The organism is Streptomyces sp. DSM 15324, assembly GCF_001514285.1.
In the GTDB taxonomy this organism is placed as follows: domain Bacteria; phylum Actinomycetota; class Actinomycetes; order Streptomycetales; family Streptomycetaceae; genus Streptomyces.
This window is the reverse complement of sequence record NZ_KQ949033.1, coordinates 221971-240862: the sequence shown is the minus strand read 5'-3', so window position 1 is coordinate 240862 and position 18892 is coordinate 221971. Positions and strand designations below refer to the sequence as shown.

The window sequence follows — 18892 nt, the reverse complement described above, 5'->3', positions numbered from 1 at the left end:
CGGGGCGGCCTACTCCGGCAGCCGGTACACCGACACGTGGGACCGCGACTCGGCGGTGAACTCGGCCCCCGACCAGTCCGCGTGCCGGCTCTCCCGCTCGAACCCGGCCAGCTCGGCCATGAGGTCGAGCTCGGCGGGCCAGACGTAGCGGTGCGGGGAGCGCTCCAGCCGGGCCTCGCGGCCCTCCTCGCCGAACCGGAAGTGGTGCGAGACGACGTGCTGGCGCAGGACGTCGTAGGTGTCCAGACCGATGTACCCGGGCTCGGAGCGCCAGACCGTCGCCGGTGTCCCCGGCGGCAGCTTGCGCAGCTCCGGCACCCACAGCTCGATCACGAACCGTCCGCCGGGCGCCAGGTGCCGGGCGGCGTTGCGGAAGCAGGCGACCTGCTCGGCCTGGGTGAGCAGATTGGAGATCGTGTTGAAGACCAGGTAGACGAGGGTGTACGTGCCCGGCGCCCGGGTGGTCGCCATGTCGCCGACCACCACGGGGATCGCTTTTTCGTCCGCCTTTGTCCTCAGTTGCCCGATCATCGGGCGGGACAGCTCGATGCCGGTCACCGGTACGCCGCGGCCGGCGAGCGGTACGGCCACCCGCCCGGTGCCGATCGCGAACTCCAGCGCCGCCCCGCCGTCCGCGAGCGCGGCCAGCCGGTCCACGGTCGGCCCGAGCACCTCGGGCGCGAACATCCCGGTACCGGGGGTGTCGTAACGTCGGGCGGTGTCCGCGTCCCAGATCTGCTCCTGATCCATTCCGTCAACGGTCGCCGGGGGGACGGGAGTTGTCCAACGGTTTTGCCGTCGGTGCCACCGTGAATCATGCGGAAACGGTCCGACTTGGGCGAGTCGTTGTCGTATGCGGGCAAAAGGTGCCGTCGGTGAGGGGGCGGGTGCCCAAGGCGTTAGCGTGGTCGGTGTTCACGGTCGGTCTCTGTACGTCGGAGCGGTTTCTTGAGATTGCTGCACACGTCCGACTGGCACCTCGGCCGGTCGTTCCACCGCGTGAACATGCTTCCGGCCCAGTCCGCGTTCATCTCCCGACTCGTGGCGACCGTGCGCGAGCGCGAGGTCGACGCGGTGCTCGTGTCGGGGGACGTGTACGACCGCGCGGTGCCGCCGCTCGCCGCGGTCGAGCTGTTCGACGAGGCCCTGCACCGGCTCGCGGACCTCGGGGTGCCGACCGTGATGATCTCCGGCAACCACGACTCGGCCCGCCGGCTCGGCGTCGGGGCCGCGCTGATCGGCCGGGCGGGCGTCCATCTGCGCACCGACCCGTCGGCCGCCGGTACCCCCGTGGTGCTCGCCGACGCCCACGGCGACGTCGCCTTCTACGGCCTGCCCTATCTCGAACCCGCCCTGGTGAAAGAGGAGTTCGGGGTGGAGAGAGCGGGGCACGAGAGCGTGCTCGCCGCCGCCATGGACCGGGTCCGCGCCGACCTCGCGACGCGTGCGCCCGGCACCCGGTCCGTCGTCCTCGCCCATGCCTTCGTCACCGGCGGCGAACCCAGCGACAGCGAACGGGACATCACCGTCGGCGGCGTTGCCTCCGTGCCCGCCGGTGTCTTCGACGGCGTCGACTACGTGGCACTCGGGCATCTGCACGGCTCCCAGACCCTCACGGAGCGCGTCCGCTATTCCGGCTCCCCCCTGCCGTACTCCTTCTCCGAGGCCGACCACCGCAAGACGATGTGGCTGGTCGACCTCGACGCGTCCGGTGCCCTCACCGCCGAGCGGATCGACTGCCCGGTGCCGCGCGCCCTGGCCCGGATCTCCGGCACCCTCGAGGAGTTGCTCGCCGACCCCGCGCTCGCGCGGCACGAGGAGGCATGGGTGGAGGCGACGCTCACCGACGCCGTCCGCCCCGCCGAGCCCATGGCCCGGCTCACCGAGCGGTTCCCGCACACCCTCAGCCTGGTCTTCGCCCCCGAGCGGGGCCCGGACGACCCGGACGCGTCCTACGCCCGCCGCCTCGCCGGCCGCAGCGACCAGGAGATCGCCGAGGACTTCGTCGCCCATGTGCGCGGCGCCGGGCCCGACGCCCGGGAACGGGGTGTGCTGCGGGACGCCTTCGACGCGGTCCGCACGGACGACGTGGTGCGGGAGGTGGCCCGGTGAGGCTGCACCGGCTCGACCTGACCGCCTTCGGGCCCTTCGGCGACGCCCAGAGCGTCGACTTCGACGACCTGTCCGCCGCCGGGCTCTTCCTGCTGCACGGGCCGACCGGCGCGGGCAAGACCTCCGTCCTCGACGCCGTCTGCTACGCGCTCTACGGCTCCGTCCCGGGCGCCCGCCAGGCCGTCCAGGGCCAGGGACTGACCCTGCGCAGCGACCACGCCGCCCCCGGCACCCGCACCGAGGTCACCCTCGAACTCACCGTGTCCGGACGCCGCTTGGAGATCACCCGGCAGCCGCCCCATGAGCGCCCCAAGAAGCGCGGCACCGGTACGACCGTCGAGAAGGCCCAGACCTGGCTGCGCGAGTACGACCCCGTCGGCGCCGTCTGGAAGGACCTCAGCCGTTCCCACCAGGAGATCGGCGAGGAGATCACCCAGCTGCTCGGCATGAGCCGGGAGCAGTTCTGCCAGGTCGTGCTGCTGCCCCAGGGCGACTTCGCGCGTTTCCTGCGCGCCGACGCCGAGGCGCGCGGGCGGCTGCTGGGCCGGCTCTTCGACACCCGGCGGTTCGCCGACGTGGAGAAGCGGCTCGCCGAGCGGCGCCGGGAGGCGGAGGCACGGGTACGCGAGGGCGACGCCGAACTGGTCGCCGACGCCCACCGGATGCAGCAGGCCGCCGGGGGAGCCATGGAGCTGCCGGAGCTCCAGCCGGGCGAGCCGGGTCTCGCCGAGGCGGTCACCGCCGCCGCCGCGGTGGCCCGCAGCACCGCCCGCGAGCAGCTGACCATCGCGCACTGCCGTCTGGCCGCCGCCGAGTCCGCCCAGGCGGGCGCCGAGCGCGCCCTGACGGACGTACGCGAACTGCACCGGTTGCAGAGCCGGTCCGCCGAGGCGCGGGAACGGGCCGCGCGGCTGGAGGAGCGCGCCGGCGCGCACCGCGAGGACCGGGCCCGCATGGAGCGCGGCCGCAAGGCCGAGGCGGTCGCGCCCGCGCTGGAGCTGCGGGAGACCGCCGAGTCGGACCACCACCGGGCCGCCCGGGCGGAGGCCCGCGCGCGTGCGCTGGTGCGCGACGCCGTCGACGCCGGACGTCCCGGAGGGCTCGCGGACGCGGGCGGTGCCGGACTCGCCGCCGCCGCCCGGCGCGCGGCCGAGGAGCTGGGCGGTCTGGAGTCGGCCCGCCGCGCCGAGCGACGGCTCACGGAACTCCTCGCGGAGCGCGCGGAGTTGGACCGTCAGGAGCGGTCCGACACGGATGTCCTCCAGGAGGCGGAGGCCTGGCTGGCCGACTGGGAGGAGACCCGGACCGGCCTGCTGGGCGCCGTGGAGTTCGCCCAGGAGGCCGCCACCCGGGCCGAACGGCTCGCGGTGCAGCGCGAACCCGCACGCCGGCGTCTCGCCGCCGCCCGCCGACGCGACCGGCTCGCGGGGGAGACCGACGAGGCGCACCGCCAGGTGCTGGCCCTGACCGAGCTGGCCCAGCAGGCGCGCGCCACCTGGCTGGAGGTCAAGGAGCGGCGGCTGAACGGCATCGCAGCCGAACTCGCCGCACGGCTCAGCGCGGGCGAGCCGTGCGCGGTCTGCGGGGCCGTCGACCATCCGGCACCCGCGCGCAAGGACGCCGGACACGTCGGCCGGGAGACCGAGGACCGCGCGCTGGCCGCGGTCCAGTCGGCCGACGGCGAGCGCGCCGAAGCCGAAGAGCGCCGGGGGCTGCTCCAGCGGGAGCTGGCCGCGGCCGAGGGCGAGGCCGGTGACGCGCCCACCGCGCAACGTGTCTCTGAGGCAGATGAGTTGGAGCAGGAGTACGCCCGGGCCCGGGACGGCGCCTCGGCCCTGCACGCCGCCCAGGAGCGACTGCGGCAGGCCGACCGGGAACGCGACCGGAGGGTCTCCGCGCAGCAGGAGGCCGCCGTCCGCGCCGCCGCACGGGTCGCGCGACGGGACGCTCTCGACAGTGAACGCGGCTTGCTGGAGGCCGAGTTGACGCAGGCGCGGGGCGCGGCCGGTACCGTGGCCGCCCGTGCCGCCGAGCTGGAGCGCCGGGTCGCGCTGCTCACCGAGGCGGCGGACGCGGCGCGGTCCGCCGAGGACACCGCCCAGCGGCTCAAGGACGCCGACGCCCGGCTCGCCGACGCCGCGTTCCGGGCCGGATTCGACACCCCGCAGGCCGCCGCCGACGCCCTGCTCGACGCCGGCGCCCACCGCGAGCTGCAACGGCGCCTGGACGCCTGGCAGTCCGAGGAGGCCGCGGTCCGCGCGGTCCTCGCGGAGACCGACACGGCGGCCGCCGCCCAGCGGCCGCCCGCCGACCTCGCCTGCGCGCAAGGCACGGCGGCCGCCGCCGCCCGGCGGCTGCGCGACGCCGCCTCCGCGCGCGACGCGGCGGCCCGGCGCTGCGCGGAACTGGACCGCCTCTCGGCCCGCTCGGCCGAGGGGGTGCGCCGGCTCGCGCCGCTGCGCGAGGAGTACGACCGGGTGGCCCGCATGGCCGGCCTGACCGCGGGCACCTCGGCCGACAACGAGCGCAAGATGCGCCTGGAGGCGTACGTCCTCGCGGCCCGTCTGGAACAGGTGGCCGCCGCCGCGACCGCCCGGCTGCGGCAGATGTCCGCCGGGCGCTACACCCTCGTCCACTCCGACGACCGGGCCGGACGCGGCCGCAGCGGGCTCGGACTGCATGTCGTCGACGCCTGGACCGGCCGGGAGCGGGACACCGCCACGCTCTCCGGCGGCGAGACCTTCTTCGCCTCGCTCGCCCTCGCGCTCGGCCTCGCCGACGTGGTGACCGACGAGGCGGGCGGGGTCCGGCTGGACACCCTCTTCATCGACGAGGGCTTCGGCAGCCTCGACGACCAGACCCTCGACGAGGTCCTCGACGTCCTGGACTCGCTGCGGGAACGCGACCGCAGCGTCGGCATCGTCAGCCATGTCGCCGACCTGCGCCGACGCGTCCACGCCCAGCTGGAGGTCGTCAAGGGGAGGTCCGGTTCGCAGGTGCGGCAGCGGGGCCGCGCCGTCCCGCCCGGCCGCTGACCCCCCGTCCGGGGAATACCCGGTCATGCCCCCGGAAGGAGGGGGATTCCCCGGCGGTGCGGCAGGCGCGCCGGGGAACGCCCCTTCAAGAAGGTGATCACCGGCCGTAGATTTCCCTTCATCGGATCCCCCGCAGAGAGGCCCCCGCGATGACCGCCACGACCAGCCCCGTCAACCCCGTCCTGCGTGTCGCCCCCGCCGCCCCGGCCGAGGCCGCCGCCCACTTCCGGGCGAGCCTCGTCTTCCACGCCGACGTCTCCGACGTGGCCGCCGTCCTCGCCGCCGGGGGCGACCCCGGGTTCGTCGTCCTGGACTCCCGCTCCACGCAGGCCTGGGACCAGGGCCACATCCCCGGCGCCGTCCACCTGCCCACCGCCCTCATCCCCGAACAGGCCGAGCGACTCCTCGACCGGAACGTGCCCGTGGTGACGTACTGCTGGGGCCCCGGCTGCAACGGCGCCACCCGCGCCGCCCTCGCGCTCGCCGAACTCGGCTACCTGGTCAAGGAGATGCTCGGCGGCTTCGAGTACTGGGTGCGCGAGGGCTTCGCGTACGAGACCTGGGAGGGCCGCGAGCGCCACGCCGCCGACCGGCTCACGGCCCCCGCCGACGCGGAGAACTGCGGCTGCTGACCGCCGCCCTCACGCAGTCGCCTGTCGTTCGGCGGCTTCACGTACACGGGGCGGGGCGCGGCACGCACAGGGCGGGGTCGCGGCCGCGCCGGCCCGTCAGAGCCGCGCCAGCTCGTCCACCAGGTCGTCGAGCCCCAGCGATCCCTGCGAAAGGGCCGCCATGTGCCAGGACTTGAGGTCGAAGGCGTCCCCCCGGCGCTCGCGCGCCCGCTCGCGGCCCAGCAGCCAGGCCCGCTCCCCGAGCTTGTAGCCGATCGCCTGGCCGGGGATCGTCAGATAGCGGGTCAGCTCGCTCTCCACGAAGTCCGCCGGCCGGCTGCTGTGCGCCCCGAAGAACTCCTCCGCCAGCCCGGGGGTCCAGCGCTCGCCCGGGTGGAACGGCGAGTCCGCCGGGATCTCCAGCTCCAGATGCATGCCGATGTCCACGATGACCCGCACCGCCCGCATCATCTGCGCGTCCAGATAGCCGAGCCGGTGCTCCGGATCGGTGAGGAAGCCCAGTTCGTCCATCAGCCGCTCCGCGTACAGCGCCCAGCCCTCGGCGTTGGCGCTGACCATGCCGACGACGGCCTGGTACCGGGAGAGGTTACCGGCGACGTGCGCCCACTGCGCCAGCTGGAGGTGGTGGCCCGGCACACCCTCGTGGTACCAGGTGGAGACCAGGTCGTACACCGGGAAGCGGGTCTGGCCCATCGTCGGCAGCCAGGTGCGGCCCGGCCGGGAGAAGTCCTCCGACGGGGGCGTGTAGTACGGGGCGGCGGCGCTGCCCGCCGGGGCGATCCGGGACTCCACCCGCCGTACCCGCTCGGCGAGTTCGAAGTGGGTGCCGTCCAGCGCCTCGATCGCCTGGTCCATCAGGCCCTGGAGCCAGTCGCGGACCTCGTCGAGGCCCTCGATGTGCGTGCCGTGCTCGTCCAGGTGCGCGAGGGCAACCCACGGGGTCGCCGCACCCGGCAGGATGCGCTCGGCCTCCTTCTTCATCTCGCCGAGCAGCCGGTGGTACTCCGCCCAGCCGTACGCGTACGCCTCGTCCAGGTCCAGGTCGGTGCCGTTGTAGTAGCGCGACCAGCGGGCGTACCGCTCCCGGCCCACCGTGTCCGGCGCCCCCTCGACGGCCGGCGCGTACACGTCGCGCATCCAGTCCCGCAGCTCCACGACCGCCGCCGTCGCGGTCCCGGCCGCCTCCCGGAGTTCCGCGCGCAGCGCCTCCGGCAGCGACTCGGTCCCCGTGGCCGCGAACTCCTCGAACCAGCCGCGGCCGGCGCCGTCCGTGTCCGACCACTCGGTGAGCTGGCCGACGAAGACGGCCGTCGGGCGCGGCGCACCGTACAGTTTGCGTTCTAGGCCGAGCGCCAGGGACTCGCGGTAGCCGCCGAGCGCCGCCGGTACGGCCCGCAGCCGCTCGGCGATCGCCGCCCAGTCCTCCTCGGTGTTCGTGGGCGTCACGGTGAACACCTCCCGCACATGGTGCGCGGGCATGCCCAGGTTGCCGACCGCGCGCAGCCCCTCCTCGGCCTCGTGCACGGCGAGTTCCGCGGTCAGGCGCTCGCGCAGCAGGCGCGCGCACCGGCGCTCGATGTCACTGTCCGCGCCCGGTCGCCGCTCCGCCTCGTCGAGCCGGGCCAGCGTGTCCCGGGCCAGTCGCGCCCGCGCCTCCAGTCCCGCGGGCGAGAAGTCGGGCAGACGGCTCGAACTCTCCGCCACGCCGAGAAAGGTGCCGGTGACCGGGTCGAGGGCGATGAGGTCGTCGACGTAGGCGTCGGCGACCGCACGGGGAAGAGGGTGGTTGGTCTGTGACATGCACACCATCCTCATACGGAGGGAAGCGCACGTCACGGCGTTTGAGCTGATGGCGTAGGACGGTGCAGAGGGGTTTGAGCCGGGCTCCGCCCACCCCGCTAGCCCGGCGGCAGCAGCGGCCCGCAGTCCCACTGCTGGAAGATCAGCCGGGTCTCGACCCGCGCCACCTCCCGCCGGGCCGTGAACTCGTCCAGGACGAGCCGCTGGAGATCCGCCATGTCGGCGACCGCCACATGCACCAGGTAGTCGTCGGGACCGGTCAGATGGAAGACGGTCAGCGCCTCCGGCAGCGCCCGGATCCGCTCCACGAACGGCCCCACCAGCTCCCGCCGATGCGGCCTGACCTGCACCGACAGCAGCGCCTGGAGCCCGCGCCCCATCTTGGCCGGATCCAGCCGGAGCTGGTGCCCGAGGATCACGCCCGAGCGGCGCAGCCGCGTCACGCGGTCCAGACACGTCGACGGCGCCACCCCGACCTGTGCCGCGAGATCGCGATAGGTGGTCCGGGCGTCGTTCTGCAGCAACCGCAGCAGATGCAGGTCCACCGGGTCCAGTACGACAGATTCGGCCATCGGTCGAACGTAGCACGGTGTTCGATTCCGGTGTCCCGTGCGTTGTTCACTCTGCGGTCCATGGACTCAGCCGCAGCGAGCACGCACGCATCCCCCGAGATACGACGGTCCGCAGCACCCCGCGCCCTGGCCACCGAGGCCGTGCACGCCGGGCGGGACGACCTGGCCCGGCAGGGCCTGCACGCCCCGCCGATCGACCTGTCCACCACGTACCCCTCCTACGACAGCCGCGCCGAGGCGGCCCGGATCGACGCGTTCGCCGCGACCGGCGCCGAGCCCGAGGGCCCGCCGGTCTACGGACGGCTCGGCAATCCGACCGTCGCCCGCTTCGAGACCGCCCTCGCCCGGCTGGAGGGCACCGCGAGCGCGGTCGCCTTTGCCAGCGGGATGGCCGCCCTGAGCGCGGTCCTGCTCGCCCGTGCCTCCCTGGGCCTGCGGCACGTCGTCGCCGTACGCCCCCTGTACGGCTGCAGCGACCACCTCCTGACCGCCGGACTCCTCGGCTCGGAGGTCACCTGGACCGACCCGGCCGGGATCACGGACGCGCTGCGGCCCGACACCGGACTGGTCATGGTCGAGTCGCCGGCCAACCCCACCCTCGCGGAGGTCGATCTGCGGGCCGTCGCGCACGCCTGCGGCTCCGTCCCGCTGCTCGCCGACAACACCTTCGCCACTCCGGTGCTCCAGCGTCCGGCGGAACACGGCGCCCGGCTCGTCCTGCACAGCGCCACCAAGTACCTCGGCGGACACGGGGACGTCCTCGGCGGCGTGGTCGCCTGCGACGAGGAGTTCGGGGGGCTGCTGCGGCAGATCCGCTTCGCCACCGGAGGCGTCCTGCACCCGCTGGCGGGCTACCTCCTGCTGCGCGGACTGGCGACCCTCCCGGTCCGGGTCCGGGCGGCCTCCGCGACCGCCGCCGAACTGGCCCGCCGCCTGGCCGCCGACCCGCGCGTCGCCCGCGTCCACTATCCGCGCATCGGTGGCGCGATGATCGCCTTCGAGGTCCACGGCGATCCGCACGAGGTGATCGCGGGCGTCCGTCTGGTCACCCCCGCGGTGAGCCTCGGCAGCGTCGACACCCTCATCCAGCACCCGGCGTCCATCAGCCACCGCATCGTCGACGCGGACGACCGCCGCGGCGCCGGGGTGAGCGACCGCCTGCTGCGGCTGTCGGTGGGTCTGGAGGACCCGGAGGACCTGTGGACCGACCTGGACGAGGCACTGGGGGACGCCCCGCTGCGGACGCCGGGTGCCAGGACGGTCTCCGCCGTCTCTTCCTGACGGGCCGTCCGCCGGCCGGGAGCGGGCGAGGACCGTGCGGACGGCCGCGAGGCCGTCCCGGCGGACCCGTGGGCGGTGCGGGGCGTGCACACCCCGCACCGCTCGACCGGGAACCCGCCCGCCGAGGGCCTGCTAGCCGAGGGCTCGCCGGGAACCGGCCTCTCCGCGCTCCCCGGCCACGCCCACGGCGTCGAGCCGAGCCGTGATCACCAGGGTCCCCTCCTCGATCTGGTAGTCCAGGGGCAGCCCGAGCCCCCGCATCGCGGCGACCATCCCGGTGTTGGAGGACTGCGTCACGGCGTACACGCTCGCGCACCCCGCCTCGACGGCCATCGCCACCAGCCGTTCGAGCAGCTCGCGCCCGACCCCGCGCCGCTGCCACTGGTCCTCCACGAGCAGCGCGACCTCGGTCTCGTCCCCGTCCCACAGCAGGTGCCCCAGCCCGACGATCCGCCCGGACGGCGTCCACACCGCGAGGGTCCGGCCGAACCGCGGGCTGAGCAGGTGGTTGAGGTAGCGGTCGGCGTCGCCCACCGGCCCGTGGTACCGCAGGGCGAGCGTGCGCGGCGAGCACCGCTCGTGCATGGCCCGCGCCGCCTCCAGATCGCCGGTGTCGGCCCGCCGCACGGTGATGTCGTTGCCCTCGGGCAGGGTCAGCACGTCCTGGCTGCGCGGGATCCGCGGACCGAGCCGGGCGTCCAGCTCGACCAGGGCCCGCGCCCGGGCGAACTCGGTCGGGGTGAACGGCAGATACGGCCGTTCGACGCTGATCACTCCGCCTTCCGGCGCCCGCAGGCGCATCACGGTGTCCTCCAGCACCCCTTCGACGGGCACGTGGGCCGGGCCCCGGCCCCCGCCGACGGGTGCGGCGGGCAGCGAGCGGATCGTGCACCGGCCGAGGAGCTGCCTCAGCGCGAGCGGCAGTTCGGCCGCGTCGAGCGCGGTGCGGGTGGCCAGCCCCAGGAGCCGGGTCGGCACGTCCACCAGATCATGGGCGTCGGCCCGCTCGATCCAGGTGCCCGAGCCGCCCGCCTCGGCGACGGCACCGGTGATGTCGGTGGAGGCCAGCGCCGCCGGGGCGCGCAGCAGGAACTCGTCGACGGTGTCCTCGCCCAGGGGATGCGTCTGGAGACTGAGGATGTCGACCCGGTGCCCCGCCAGCGCGGCGCAGAGCGCGGCGAGGGAACCCGGCGCGTCCTTCACCGTGGTCCGCATCCGCCACAGGGTGCCCTCCCCGCCGACGGTGCCGGGCCCGGCCTGTTCCTCCGGGGAGGACGGCCGGGCACCGGTATCGCTCGTGGGCGGCGGGTCCTCGTGGCGCCGTGCCCTCCATGGGGCCTTGAGGAACGCGGAGAGCGCGGCGACGGCGGCGACGGTGGCGTCAGACAGGTGTCGATTCATGCAGCCACTGTGGAGGAACGGTGTTGCGTGATCACGAACGGCTTGTGACTGTCGGGTAAAGGCCACTCCTGCCCGTTTTGTTGATTTTTCTAGTAATTCCTCTACGGCCACTGCGCCGCCGTCACTGCCCCACGCGCCCCGGCTGGAGCACCTGGGTGAACAGCACCGTGCCGTCCTGCTCGCGCAGCCGGACCGTCAGCTCCCCGCTGTCGCCGTCGATGTCGACCTCGCCGAAGAACTGGTAACCCCCGGCCGGCGACACGTTGGACGCGGTCGGCGCCTTCACGAACACCCGCTCCGGGCCGAAGGTGCCGTCGAGCGCGTTGGCCGGGAAGGCGCCCGCGTTGAGCGGGCCGGAGACGAACTCCCAGAACGGCTCGAAGTCGGTGAACGCGGCCCGCGACGGCTGGTAGTGCTGGGCCGAGGTGTGGTGCACGTCGGCGGTCAGCCACACCGTGCCGGTGATCCTGCGGTGCTTGACGAACCGCAGCAGCTCGGCGATCTGCAGCTCACGGCCGAGCGGGGCCCCCGGGTCGCCCTGCGCCACGGCCTCGATGTTCGCCCTGCCCTCCGTGGTGTCCGGCACCACCAGGCCGAGCGGCATGTCGGCGGCGATCACCTTCCACACCGCGCGCGAACGCGACAGCTCCCGCTTGAGCCACTCCAGCTGCTCCCGGCCGAGGATGCCCTGCGGGTCCACCGCCTGGTCGTCGGGCGAGTTGGCGTTGCGGTACGTCCGCATGTCCAGCACGAACACGTCGAGCAGCGGACCGTGCCGCAGCACGCGGTGCACCCGGCCCTCCTCACGGCCCGGCCGCAGCGTCGAGACGGGGAAGTACTCGCTGAACGCCCGGCGGGCGCGCGCCGCGAGGACGTCGACGCTCTTCTCCGTGTAGCGGGTGTCGGAGGCGGCGATCACCTCGCCCGGGTACCAGTTGTTGCGGACCTCGTGGTCGTCCCACTGGATGACCGACGGCACCTGGGCGTTGAACCGGCGCAGGTTCTCGTCCAGCAGGTTGTAGCGGAAGTTGCCGCGGAACTCGCCGAGGGACTCGGCGACCTTGGACTTCTCCTCGGTGACGAGGTTGCGCCAGAGGGAGCCGTCGGGCAGCGCCTGGGTCGCGGTGATCGGGCCGTCGGCGTAGATGTTGTCGCCGCTGCACAGGAAGAAGTCGGGGTCGAGCTTGGCCATGGCGTCGTAGATGCGGTAGCCGCCGAGGTCGGGGTTGATGCCCCAGCCCTGGCCGGCCAGGTCCCCCGACCACAGGAAGCGCACCCCGCGGCGGCGGCCGGCGGGCACCGTGCGGAAGGTGCCGGTGACCGGCTCGCCGGTACGGCGGGGGTCGTCCGGGTCGGCCAGCAGCACGCGGTAGTGGATCTGCTCGCCCGCGGGCAGGCCGTGCAGCCGGGTCGTGCCGGTGAAGTCGGTGCCGGCGCCGAGCAGGGGGCCGTGCCACCGCCGCGCGTGCCGGAACGACTCGGTGGCGGCCGTCTCGACGATCATCCGCGCCGGACGGTCCGAGCGCACCCACACCAGACCGGAGTCACAGGTCACGTCCCCCGTCTGCACGCCCCAGTCGGCCCGCGGCCGTCCGGACAGGGCCAGCGCCGGTGCGGCGCCGGCCGCGACGGGCAGGGTCAGGGCCGCGGACGCGGCGAGCGAGCCGCGCAGGACACTGCGGCGCCCGGGCAGGTGCAGGTGTGACATGGGAGGGCCTCCAGGGACGGGATCCGGCCGGTGTGCACCGCCACAACTACTGGGACACCGCAGCGCACACGCAAACCCCAAGTGAACAACTCCCGGCACACGGAAGGGCGTCACGCCACCGCCGCGCCCACGGGTGGGTGAGGAGGGGCGGGGATGCGCGAGGCGTGAGGGCGGCTCAGGTCGGGTGGTCCTCCGTCACGTGGGTGGGGTGGTCCTCCGTCGCGCGGGTCGTGCGGTCCTCCGCGTCCCGCGGGGTGACCCTCCCCGCCGCTCCCGGCCGGTCGGCACCCCCGCCGCCCGTCTACGAGCCCGGCCCGGCTCGTCGGATGTCCGTTGCTGTGCCCGGCCCGCCTCCGCGCCCGTCCACAGGCCTGGACCGCCATGGACCGCCATGGACCGCCCTGGACCCGCCCTGAACCGCCATGGACCGCCCTGGACCGAGCCGTTCCCCCGGGCCGGCCCCGGCTCAGCTGCTCGCGTCCAGGATGACCCGGGCCACCAGGGCCGGGTCGTCGTTCATCGGGCAGTGGCCGCAGCCGGGCAGGCGGACCAGGCGGGCGGCGGGGATGATCTGCTTCGCGCGGACGCCCTGGCGCCGCACGAGCAGCCAGTCGCGGGTGCCCCAGCCGACGGTGACCGGGATACCGGGGATGTCGTCGGTGAACTGCACGGTGGTGCCCGCCCGCAGGGTCTGGTCGAAGCCGGTGGCCTGGGCCAGCGCGAGCGTCTCGGCCACCACGGCCTCGGGCGCACGCCGACCGGGACGGGCGTAGATGGTGCTGGTCAGCGCCGTGCGTCCGGCCGCCGTACGGGAGAGCCGCTCGACCAGCGGCAGCGGCAGCCGACGGGAGATGTGCCGCATGGTGAGCAGGACGCCGAACGCGTACCGCCGCTCGGCCTGAGACCAGAACCCGGCGGGGGACAGCGCGGTGACGGACCGTACGAGCTTCTCGCGGCCGAGTTCCAGGGCGAGCAGGCCGCCGAGCGAGTTGCCCGCGACGTGCGGCCGTTCGAGTTCCAGCGCCTCGCAGAAGGCGGCGAACACGGCGGTCGTGGTCGGCAGGTCGTAGGCGAGCCCGTCCGGCAGCGCGGGGGAGACCCCGAAGCCCGGCAGGTCGACGGCGATGACGTCGCGCTCGGTGGCCAGGAGGTCCACCACCGGGTCCCAGGCCTGCCGGTGATGGCCGATCCCGTGCAGCAGCAGCAGCGGTTCGCCGCGGCCCGTCCGTTCGTAGGAGATGGAGACCGGCTGCGGTCCGACCGGCGTGGTGACCGGGAAGGAGACGGTGGCGGGCATGGGGGAGCTCCTCGTCTGGACGGACCGGCGAACGTCATAGACAGCTTGTCAGCAATTGCTACCGACGGGTAGGTCTCAGGGGTGCCGTGACCCGTTCAACGGGAGGTGTGCAGTTCGAGATTGAAGTCCGCGTGCCCGAAGTGCCGCATGAGGTTCAGCCACAGCGGCAGCCACATCTCCACACTGCGCGCCGCCTGGATGCCGCCCAGGTCGAGCACCCGGTCCGCCGGCCACCCGAACTCCCCGAGCAACTGGGTGACCTGGGCCTTCGCCTCCGCGTCCGCCCCGCACACAAAGATCTGATGCCGCCCCGGCACCCGCCCGGGATCGACCATCACCTCGCAGTTCACCGTGTTCAGCGACTTCACCACGCGCGCGTCCGGGAACGCCCGCTGGATCTGCTCGCCCACGCTGTCCGACTCCACCGGCGACAACCGCACCTCGCCGCCCTCGAACGACAGCGGGTTGGAGACGTCCAGGACGACCTTGCCCGCGAGGTTCTCCGCCCCGGCCGCCTCCAGCGCGGCGAGCGCCACCTGCCCCGCCACCGCGTTCACGACCACGTCGGCGCCCGCGGCGGCCTCGGCGAACGTGCCGGCGGCGGCGCCCGTGCTCGCGGCCCACTCCCGGCCGACCGGGTTGTCCTGCGTACGCGAACCCAGGGTCACCTCGTGGCCCAGTGCCACCAGCTTCCCGCCGAGCGTACGACCGACCTGCCCCGTGCCCAGCACCCCGTACCGCATGGAGACCTCCCGTTTCCCGATCATTGCCGACTCGGTCATTGTGGGCCGGGAGCCCGGATTCCGCCCACAGGATTGGTCTTGACCAGGGATGGGGGCCGCCCTATGGTCGCAGAGAAGTACAACAACCTTTAATAAACAAGGGCGCGAAATACGCCAGCCGGACCACGGCGATTGCGGAGGACAGGGTGGGGACCACGCAACTGGAATCGGTGCCGGAGCCGAAGTACTGGCAGCTCAAGACCGTGCTCAGCGAGGCGCTCGACTCCGAGTTCTCCGTCGGCGAGATCCTGCCGAACGAGCGCGAACTGGCCGCCCGCTTCGGTGTCGCCCGTGCGACGCTGCGCCAGGCCCTGGAGCAGCTCGAACTCGAAGGCCGGCTCCAGCGCCGCCGCGGCGTAGGCACGACCGTCGCGCCGCCCCGGATGGGGGTCGCCGTCGGGTCGGAGCGCCAGGGCTGGCCGGACAGCGCGGACGAAGCCTGGAGCTGCGTCGACTGCGCCCTCGCGGTCCCGCCCGCCGCCGTCGCCACCACCCTGGAGACCCCGCGCGACCAGGCCGTGCACGTGGTGCGCCGCTCGCGCGTCTCCCGGGGCCAGCCGGTCGCCGCCGAACTGCTCTACGTCCCGGCCGCCTCTCTGCCCGACCTGAGCGCGATCGACACCCCGTCCGAGGCGGCCCGCGCGCGGGCGGTGCTGCGCGAACTGCAGCACCTGGACCTCCAGGGCCAGGACCGCTCCGTGGAGCTGGGCTCGGCCCGCGCCGACGACGCCAAGGAGCTCGACCGGCTGCCCGGCGCCCCCGTCCTCGTCGTCACCACCCGCTTCTTCGCGGGAGGCCGTACCGCCGCCCTGTCCGTCGCCACGTATCGCGCTGACACGTGTCGCCTGACGTTCGGCGCCTCGGGCGGCGTGGAGATCCACCACGGCCCGCAACCGGAGCGCCGGGCCTCCTGACGCCCGCGCCCCGCGCCCCGGAGCCCGCTCCGGGGCGCGTCGCGTTCCCCGGCTGACGTCCCGTCACGGAGGCAGCGGTCCGGCACGCAGGGACTACGTCCCGGACGGGTGCGTCCCGGATGGGTACGTCACGAGCGGGTGCGTCCCGGATGGGTGTGGCAGGGACAGATACGTCACGGAGAGATACGTCACGGACAGGCACGTCCCGGAAGCCGGCGCCCTCACCTGCGGGCCGTCACCGTCCCCTCCACGGCGAACAGTTGCTCCTCGACATGGTCCAGCGCCAGCCGCAGCGCCCCCGTCGCCACCGCCGCCTCGCCCAGGATCGACAGCGCCACCCGGGGCGGCCGCAGGCAGTAGCGCGCCAACTCCCGCCGCAGCGGCTCCAGTACGCCGTCGATCCCGGCCGCCCAGCCGCCGACGACGACCAGCTCCGGATCGAGGGCGAGCACCAGCGCCGCCACGTCGTGGACGAGCCGCTGGATGAACCGGTCCACGGCCGCCCGCGCCTGCTCCTCGCCCTCACGGGCCCGGGCGAACACCTTGGCCACCGCCTGCTCGTCCAGCGGGTGCAGCGGCTCGCCCGTCGTGGACAGCAGGGTCTCCGGCGTCACCTCACGCCCCAGCAGGTGCAGTGCCCCGATCTCCCCGGCCGCCCCGCCGTACCCCCGGTGCAGCCGCCCGCCGATCAGCGACCCGGCGCCCGGGCTCAGCCCGGCCAGCACGAACACCACGTCGTCGGACTCGGTGGCCGACCCCTTCCAGTGCTCGGCCACGGCAGCCGCGTTGGCGTCGTTCTCCACCAGCACCGGGCACTTGAAGGAACGGCTCAGCCGGTCGCCCAGCCGCAGTCCCGTCCACTCGGGCAGCGCCGTACCCAGCCGCACCGTCCCGTCCGCCTCGACGATCCCGGGGGTGGCGACCCCGACCGCCCGCAGGGAGTCCCGTGGCACACCCGCCCGGCGCAGCAGTTCGGCGACCGCGGCCCGCAGCCGCTCCAGCCGCTCGTCCGCGGACGCCGCCTCGTCGACGTCCTTGGCCTGCGAACCCAGCAGCCGTCCGTCCAGGTCGGCGAGCAGCGCCGCCACCCGGTGCGGGCCGATCTCCAGGCCCAGCAGATGCCCGGCCTCCGCGCGGAAGCGGAACCGCCGTGCCGGCCGTCCCTGCCGCCGGGCGACACTCTCGTCGGCCGCCGTCTCCACGACGAGTCCCGCCCCGATGAGATCCTCGACGACTCCCTCGACGGTCGGCCGGGACAGCCCGGTCACCCGGGTGATCTCCGTGAGCGTCGCGCAGTCCGCGGCACGCAGCGCGTGCAGCACCACCGCGGAGTTGATCCTGCGCAACAGCGAGGGATCCCCGCCGGTCAGCCGCCCCACCGTCCGTCCTCCAGCTCGTGCGCGTGTTGGGCGGATCGTACTCGGCGGGGACGAGCCGGGCGAGTGCGGAATCCGTACCGATGCCGTCGCACACCGTCTCAACCGGGTGTCACGAAGCCCGACTCGTACGCCGTGATCACCGCCTGGACGCGGTCCCGCACCCCCAGCTTCGCCAGCACCGCGCTCACGTGCGACTTCACCGTCTCGGTGCCCACCACCAGCTGCCCGGCGATCTCCGCGTTCGACAGGCCGCGCGTCATCAGCCGCAGCACCTCGGCCTCCCGCTCGGTCAGCCGGGCCCGCTCCAGGGTGTCGCGGGCCGCGCGGTCGCCGCCCGCCTCGCCGTACTCGGCGGCCAGCCGCCGCACCGACGCCGGGAACAGCAGCGACTCACCCTCGGCGACCAGCCGCACGGCGTGCACGATCTCGGCGGGCCGGGCCCGCTTCAGCAGGAACCCGGCCGCGCCCGCCCGCAGCGCCTCGTACACGTACTCGTCGTTCTCGAAGGTCGTCACGACCAGGATCTTCGGCGGCCCGTCCACCGTCCGCAGCAGCGCCCGGGTGGCCTCGATGCCGTCCAGCAGCGGCATCCGGACGTCCATGGCGACCACGTCCGGCCGCAGCCGCCGCACCAGCGGGATCACCGCGGCCCCGTCCGCCGCCTCGCCCACGACCTCGATGTCGCCCTGCGCCTCCAGGACGGCCCGCAGACCGGCACGGACCAGGGGTTCGTCGTCGACGAGGAGTACGGTCACCGGCATCCGGCCAGCGTAGATCAGCGCAGCGGCAGCTCCGCACGCACCTCCCAGTCGCCCCCGTCCGGCCCGGTCCAGGCGTGGCCCCCGAGCAGGGCCGCCCGCTCACGGATCCCGCGCAGCCCGCTGCCCCGCCCGGGGCCCGGTATGCCGGTCGGCAGCGGATTGCGCACCTGAAGACGCAGGGTGTCCGTCGCGACGCCCACCCGGACCCGCACCGGGACGGCGCCCGCGTGCCGCAGCACATTGGTCAGCGCCTCCTGGAGGATCCGGTAGCCCTCCCGGGACACCGGCCCCGGCACGGTGTCCAGCGGGCCGCTCAGCTCGGCGTCGACCGTCGCCCCGGACACCCGCGCGGACTCCAGGAGCCGGCCGGCCTCGGCGAGCGTGGGTCTGCCGCCCACCGGACGCCCGGCCTCGCGCAGCACCCCGAGCACCCGCTCCAGGTCCGCCAGCGCCGATCGCCCCGTGTCCTCGATCGCCGCCAGCGCCCGGCGGGTGAACTCCGCGTCGTCGGCCGCCCGCGCAGCGCCCGCCTGCACCACCGCCACCGTCAGCGCGTGCCCGATGGAGTCGTGCAGCTCCCGTGCGATCCGGGTGCGCTCCAGCAACTGCTCGGTCCGCTCCTCCAGGGCGGCGAGCCGCTCGGTGGCGGAGGGGCCGAGCAGGGCCCGGCCGGCCGCGGTGACCACCCGGCCGAGGCCGACCACCACGCCGTACAGCACGACGAGGGGCAGGGGAGCGAGGAGCGACCAGGCCCAGTGGCCGGGCGCGTCCCGCACGAGCGGCAGGTCGCCGCCCGGATGTCCGAGGGCGGCGCGGATCAGTTCGTAGCAGAGGACGGGCAGCCAGACGCACGCCGCCGTCGTCACCGCGCCCAGCAGCAGGCGCACTTCGAGCCACACCACCGTGCGCAGCCGGTCGCGCCAGGTCGCGGACGGGGCCACCGAGAGACCGGAGCCGGCCTCGCCCGGCAGGAGCAGCAGCCTGGCCTGGACGCCCTCGCCCCTGCGCACCCCCGGGATCAGCCCGACCGGGACGAGGAGCAGCGCGGGCATCCACGGCCGGGACGGGTCGATGAACATCCAGACGCTCACGACCAGCATCGGCACCCACAGGTGCAGCAGTCGTGTGTACGTCGTCCCCCGCAGCAGCGGGCGCAGTGCGCGGCCCATGCGCACAGCCTGCCAGGCCCTACTGACAACGGGCCTCCCCCGGGCGGGG

Annotated in this window: 15 protein-coding genes; 5 read left to right on the top strand and 10 right to left on the bottom strand. The window is 74.3% G+C overall.

The window, feature by feature from the left end:
- Positions 1–9 precede the first annotated feature (9 nt).
- Positions 10–750 carry a class I SAM-dependent methyltransferase gene (locus tag AQJ58_RS30890; RefSeq protein ID WP_067256090.1) on the bottom strand — a complete coding sequence of 247 codons (741 nt, stop codon included), beginning with the start codon at positions 748–750 and terminating at the stop codon, positions 10–12.
- A gap of 198 nt (positions 751–948) precedes the next feature.
- On the opposite strand from AQJ58_RS30890, the gene AQJ58_RS30885 reads away from it, so the two are divergent.
- The 3 genes from AQJ58_RS30885 to AQJ58_RS30875 all read left to right on the top strand — a co-directional run bounded on the left by AQJ58_RS30885 (position 949) and on the right by AQJ58_RS30875 (position 5779).
- On the top strand, positions 949–2112 hold the full coding sequence (locus tag AQJ58_RS30885; protein ID WP_067256088.1) for an exonuclease SbcCD subunit D: 1164 nt from the start codon (positions 949–951) through the stop codon (positions 2110–2112).
- Positions 2109–5147 carry an AAA family ATPase gene (locus AQJ58_RS30880; RefSeq protein ID WP_067256087.1) on the top strand — a complete coding sequence of 1013 codons (3039 nt, stop codon included), beginning with the start codon at positions 2109–2111 and terminating at the stop codon, positions 5145–5147. Before AQJ58_RS30885 ends, AQJ58_RS30880 begins: the two co-directional genes overlap by 4 nt.
- 149 nt (positions 5148–5296) lie before the next feature.
- Positions 5297–5779 (top strand): rhodanese-like domain-containing protein, encoded by a 483-nt coding sequence (locus tag AQJ58_RS30875; protein WP_067256085.1) that lies wholly within the window; start codon positions 5297–5299, stop codon positions 5777–5779.
- A 96-nt stretch (positions 5780–5875) separates the two neighbouring features.
- Here the strand turns inward: AQJ58_RS30875 and AQJ58_RS30870 are convergent, their stop codons facing one another.
- Complete coding sequence (locus AQJ58_RS30870; RefSeq protein WP_067256083.1) at positions 5876–7579, bottom strand: DUF885 domain-containing protein; 1704 nt, start codon at positions 7577–7579, stop codon at positions 5876–5878.
- 98 nt (positions 7580–7677) lie between these two features.
- Entirely contained in the window at positions 7678–8151 is a 474-nt protein-coding gene (locus AQJ58_RS30865) for an Lrp/AsnC family transcriptional regulator (RefSeq protein ID WP_067256081.1), read from the bottom strand.
- Positions 8152–8211: 60 nt separating this feature from the next.
- On the opposite strand from AQJ58_RS30865, the gene AQJ58_RS30860 reads away from it, so the two are divergent.
- Complete coding sequence (locus tag AQJ58_RS30860) at positions 8212–9432, top strand: trans-sulfuration enzyme family protein (protein WP_067256079.1); 1221 nt, start codon at positions 8212–8214, stop codon at positions 9430–9432.
- Between the two features lie 132 nt (positions 9433–9564).
- Here AQJ58_RS30860 and AQJ58_RS30855 read toward each other — a convergent pair whose 3' ends face one another.
- The 4 genes from AQJ58_RS30855 to AQJ58_RS30840 form a co-directional block, all read right to left on the bottom strand.
- Positions 9565–10833, bottom strand: coding sequence for a GNAT family N-acetyltransferase (locus AQJ58_RS30855; protein ID WP_067256077.1), 1269 nt, complete (start codon positions 10831–10833; stop codon positions 9565–9567).
- Between the two features lie 121 nt (positions 10834–10954).
- Entirely contained in the window at positions 10955–12541 is a 1587-nt protein-coding gene (locus tag AQJ58_RS30850; RefSeq protein ID WP_067256076.1) for an alkaline phosphatase D family protein, read from the bottom strand.
- Positions 12542–13007: 466 nt separating this feature from the next.
- Positions 13008–13838: an alpha/beta fold hydrolase gene (locus AQJ58_RS30845; protein WP_067256074.1), complete on the bottom strand. Its 831-nt coding sequence runs from the start codon at positions 13836–13838 to the stop codon at positions 13008–13010.
- A 95-nt stretch (positions 13839–13933) separates the two neighbouring features.
- The gene (locus tag AQJ58_RS30840; RefSeq protein WP_067256299.1) at positions 13934–14581 is read right to left on the bottom strand and encodes an NADPH-dependent F420 reductase; all 648 of its coding nucleotides are present in this window, start codon (positions 14579–14581) and stop codon (positions 13934–13936) included.
- Between the two features lie 185 nt (positions 14582–14766).
- On the opposite strand from AQJ58_RS30840, the gene AQJ58_RS30835 reads away from it, so the two are divergent.
- Complete coding sequence (locus AQJ58_RS30835; RefSeq protein WP_067256072.1) at positions 14767–15534, top strand: GntR family transcriptional regulator; 768 nt, start codon at positions 14767–14769, stop codon at positions 15532–15534.
- A gap of 221 nt (positions 15535–15755) precedes the next feature.
- On the opposite strand, the gene AQJ58_RS30830 is transcribed toward AQJ58_RS30835, so the two are convergent.
- From AQJ58_RS30830 to AQJ58_RS30820, 3 genes are all read right to left on the bottom strand, one after another.
- The gene (locus AQJ58_RS30830) at positions 15756–16913 is read right to left on the bottom strand and encodes an ROK family transcriptional regulator (RefSeq protein WP_067256070.1); all 1158 of its coding nucleotides are present in this window, start codon (positions 16911–16913) and stop codon (positions 15756–15758) included.
- 98 nt (positions 16914–17011) lie between these two features.
- Positions 17012–17674: a response regulator transcription factor gene (locus tag AQJ58_RS30825; RefSeq protein WP_067256068.1), complete on the bottom strand. Its 663-nt coding sequence runs from the start codon at positions 17672–17674 to the stop codon at positions 17012–17014.
- A 14-nt stretch (positions 17675–17688) separates the two neighbouring features.
- Positions 17689–18843 (bottom strand): sensor histidine kinase, encoded by a 1155-nt coding sequence (locus AQJ58_RS30820; RefSeq protein ID WP_067256066.1) that lies wholly within the window; start codon positions 18841–18843, stop codon positions 17689–17691.
- Positions 18844–18892: the final 49 nt, after the last annotated feature.

Excerpts from the sequence above, each read along its gene's own strand:
- AQJ58_RS30850 (WP_067256076.1), bottom strand. The coding sequence starts at position 12,541 with ATGTCACACCTGCACCTGCCCGGGCGCCGCAGTGTCCTGCGCGGCTCG.
- AQJ58_RS30855 (WP_067256077.1), bottom strand. The coding sequence starts at position 10,833 with ATGAATCGACACCTGTCTGACGCCACCGTCGCCGCCGTCGCCGCGCTC.
- AQJ58_RS30840 (WP_067256299.1), bottom strand. The coding sequence starts at position 14,581 with ATGCGGTACGGGGTGCTGGGCACGGGGCAGGTCGGTCGTACGCTCGGC.
- AQJ58_RS30845 (WP_067256074.1), bottom strand. The coding sequence starts at position 13,838 with ATGCCCGCCACCGTCTCCTTCCCGGTCACCACGCCGGTCGGACCGCAG.
- AQJ58_RS30860 (WP_067256079.1), top strand. The coding sequence starts at position 8,212 with ATGGACTCAGCCGCAGCGAGCACGCACGCATCCCCCGAGATACGACGG.
- AQJ58_RS30890 (WP_067256090.1), bottom strand. The coding sequence starts at position 750 with ATGGATCAGGAGCAGATCTGGGACGCGGACACCGCCCGACGTTACGAC.
- AQJ58_RS30825 (WP_067256068.1), bottom strand. The coding sequence starts at position 17,674 with ATGCCGGTGACCGTACTCCTCGTCGACGACGAACCCCTGGTCCGTGCC.
- AQJ58_RS30870 (WP_067256083.1), bottom strand. The coding sequence starts at position 7,579 with ATGTCACAGACCAACCACCCTCTTCCCCGTGCGGTCGCCGACGCCTAC.
- AQJ58_RS30820 (WP_067256066.1), bottom strand. The coding sequence starts at position 18,843 with ATGGGCCGCGCACTGCGCCCGCTGCTGCGGGGGACGACGTACACACGA.
- AQJ58_RS30865 (WP_067256081.1), bottom strand. The coding sequence starts at position 8,151 with ATGGCCGAATCTGTCGTACTGGACCCGGTGGACCTGCATCTGCTGCGG.
- AQJ58_RS30875 (WP_067256085.1), top strand. The coding sequence starts at position 5,297 with ATGACCGCCACGACCAGCCCCGTCAACCCCGTCCTGCGTGTCGCCCCC.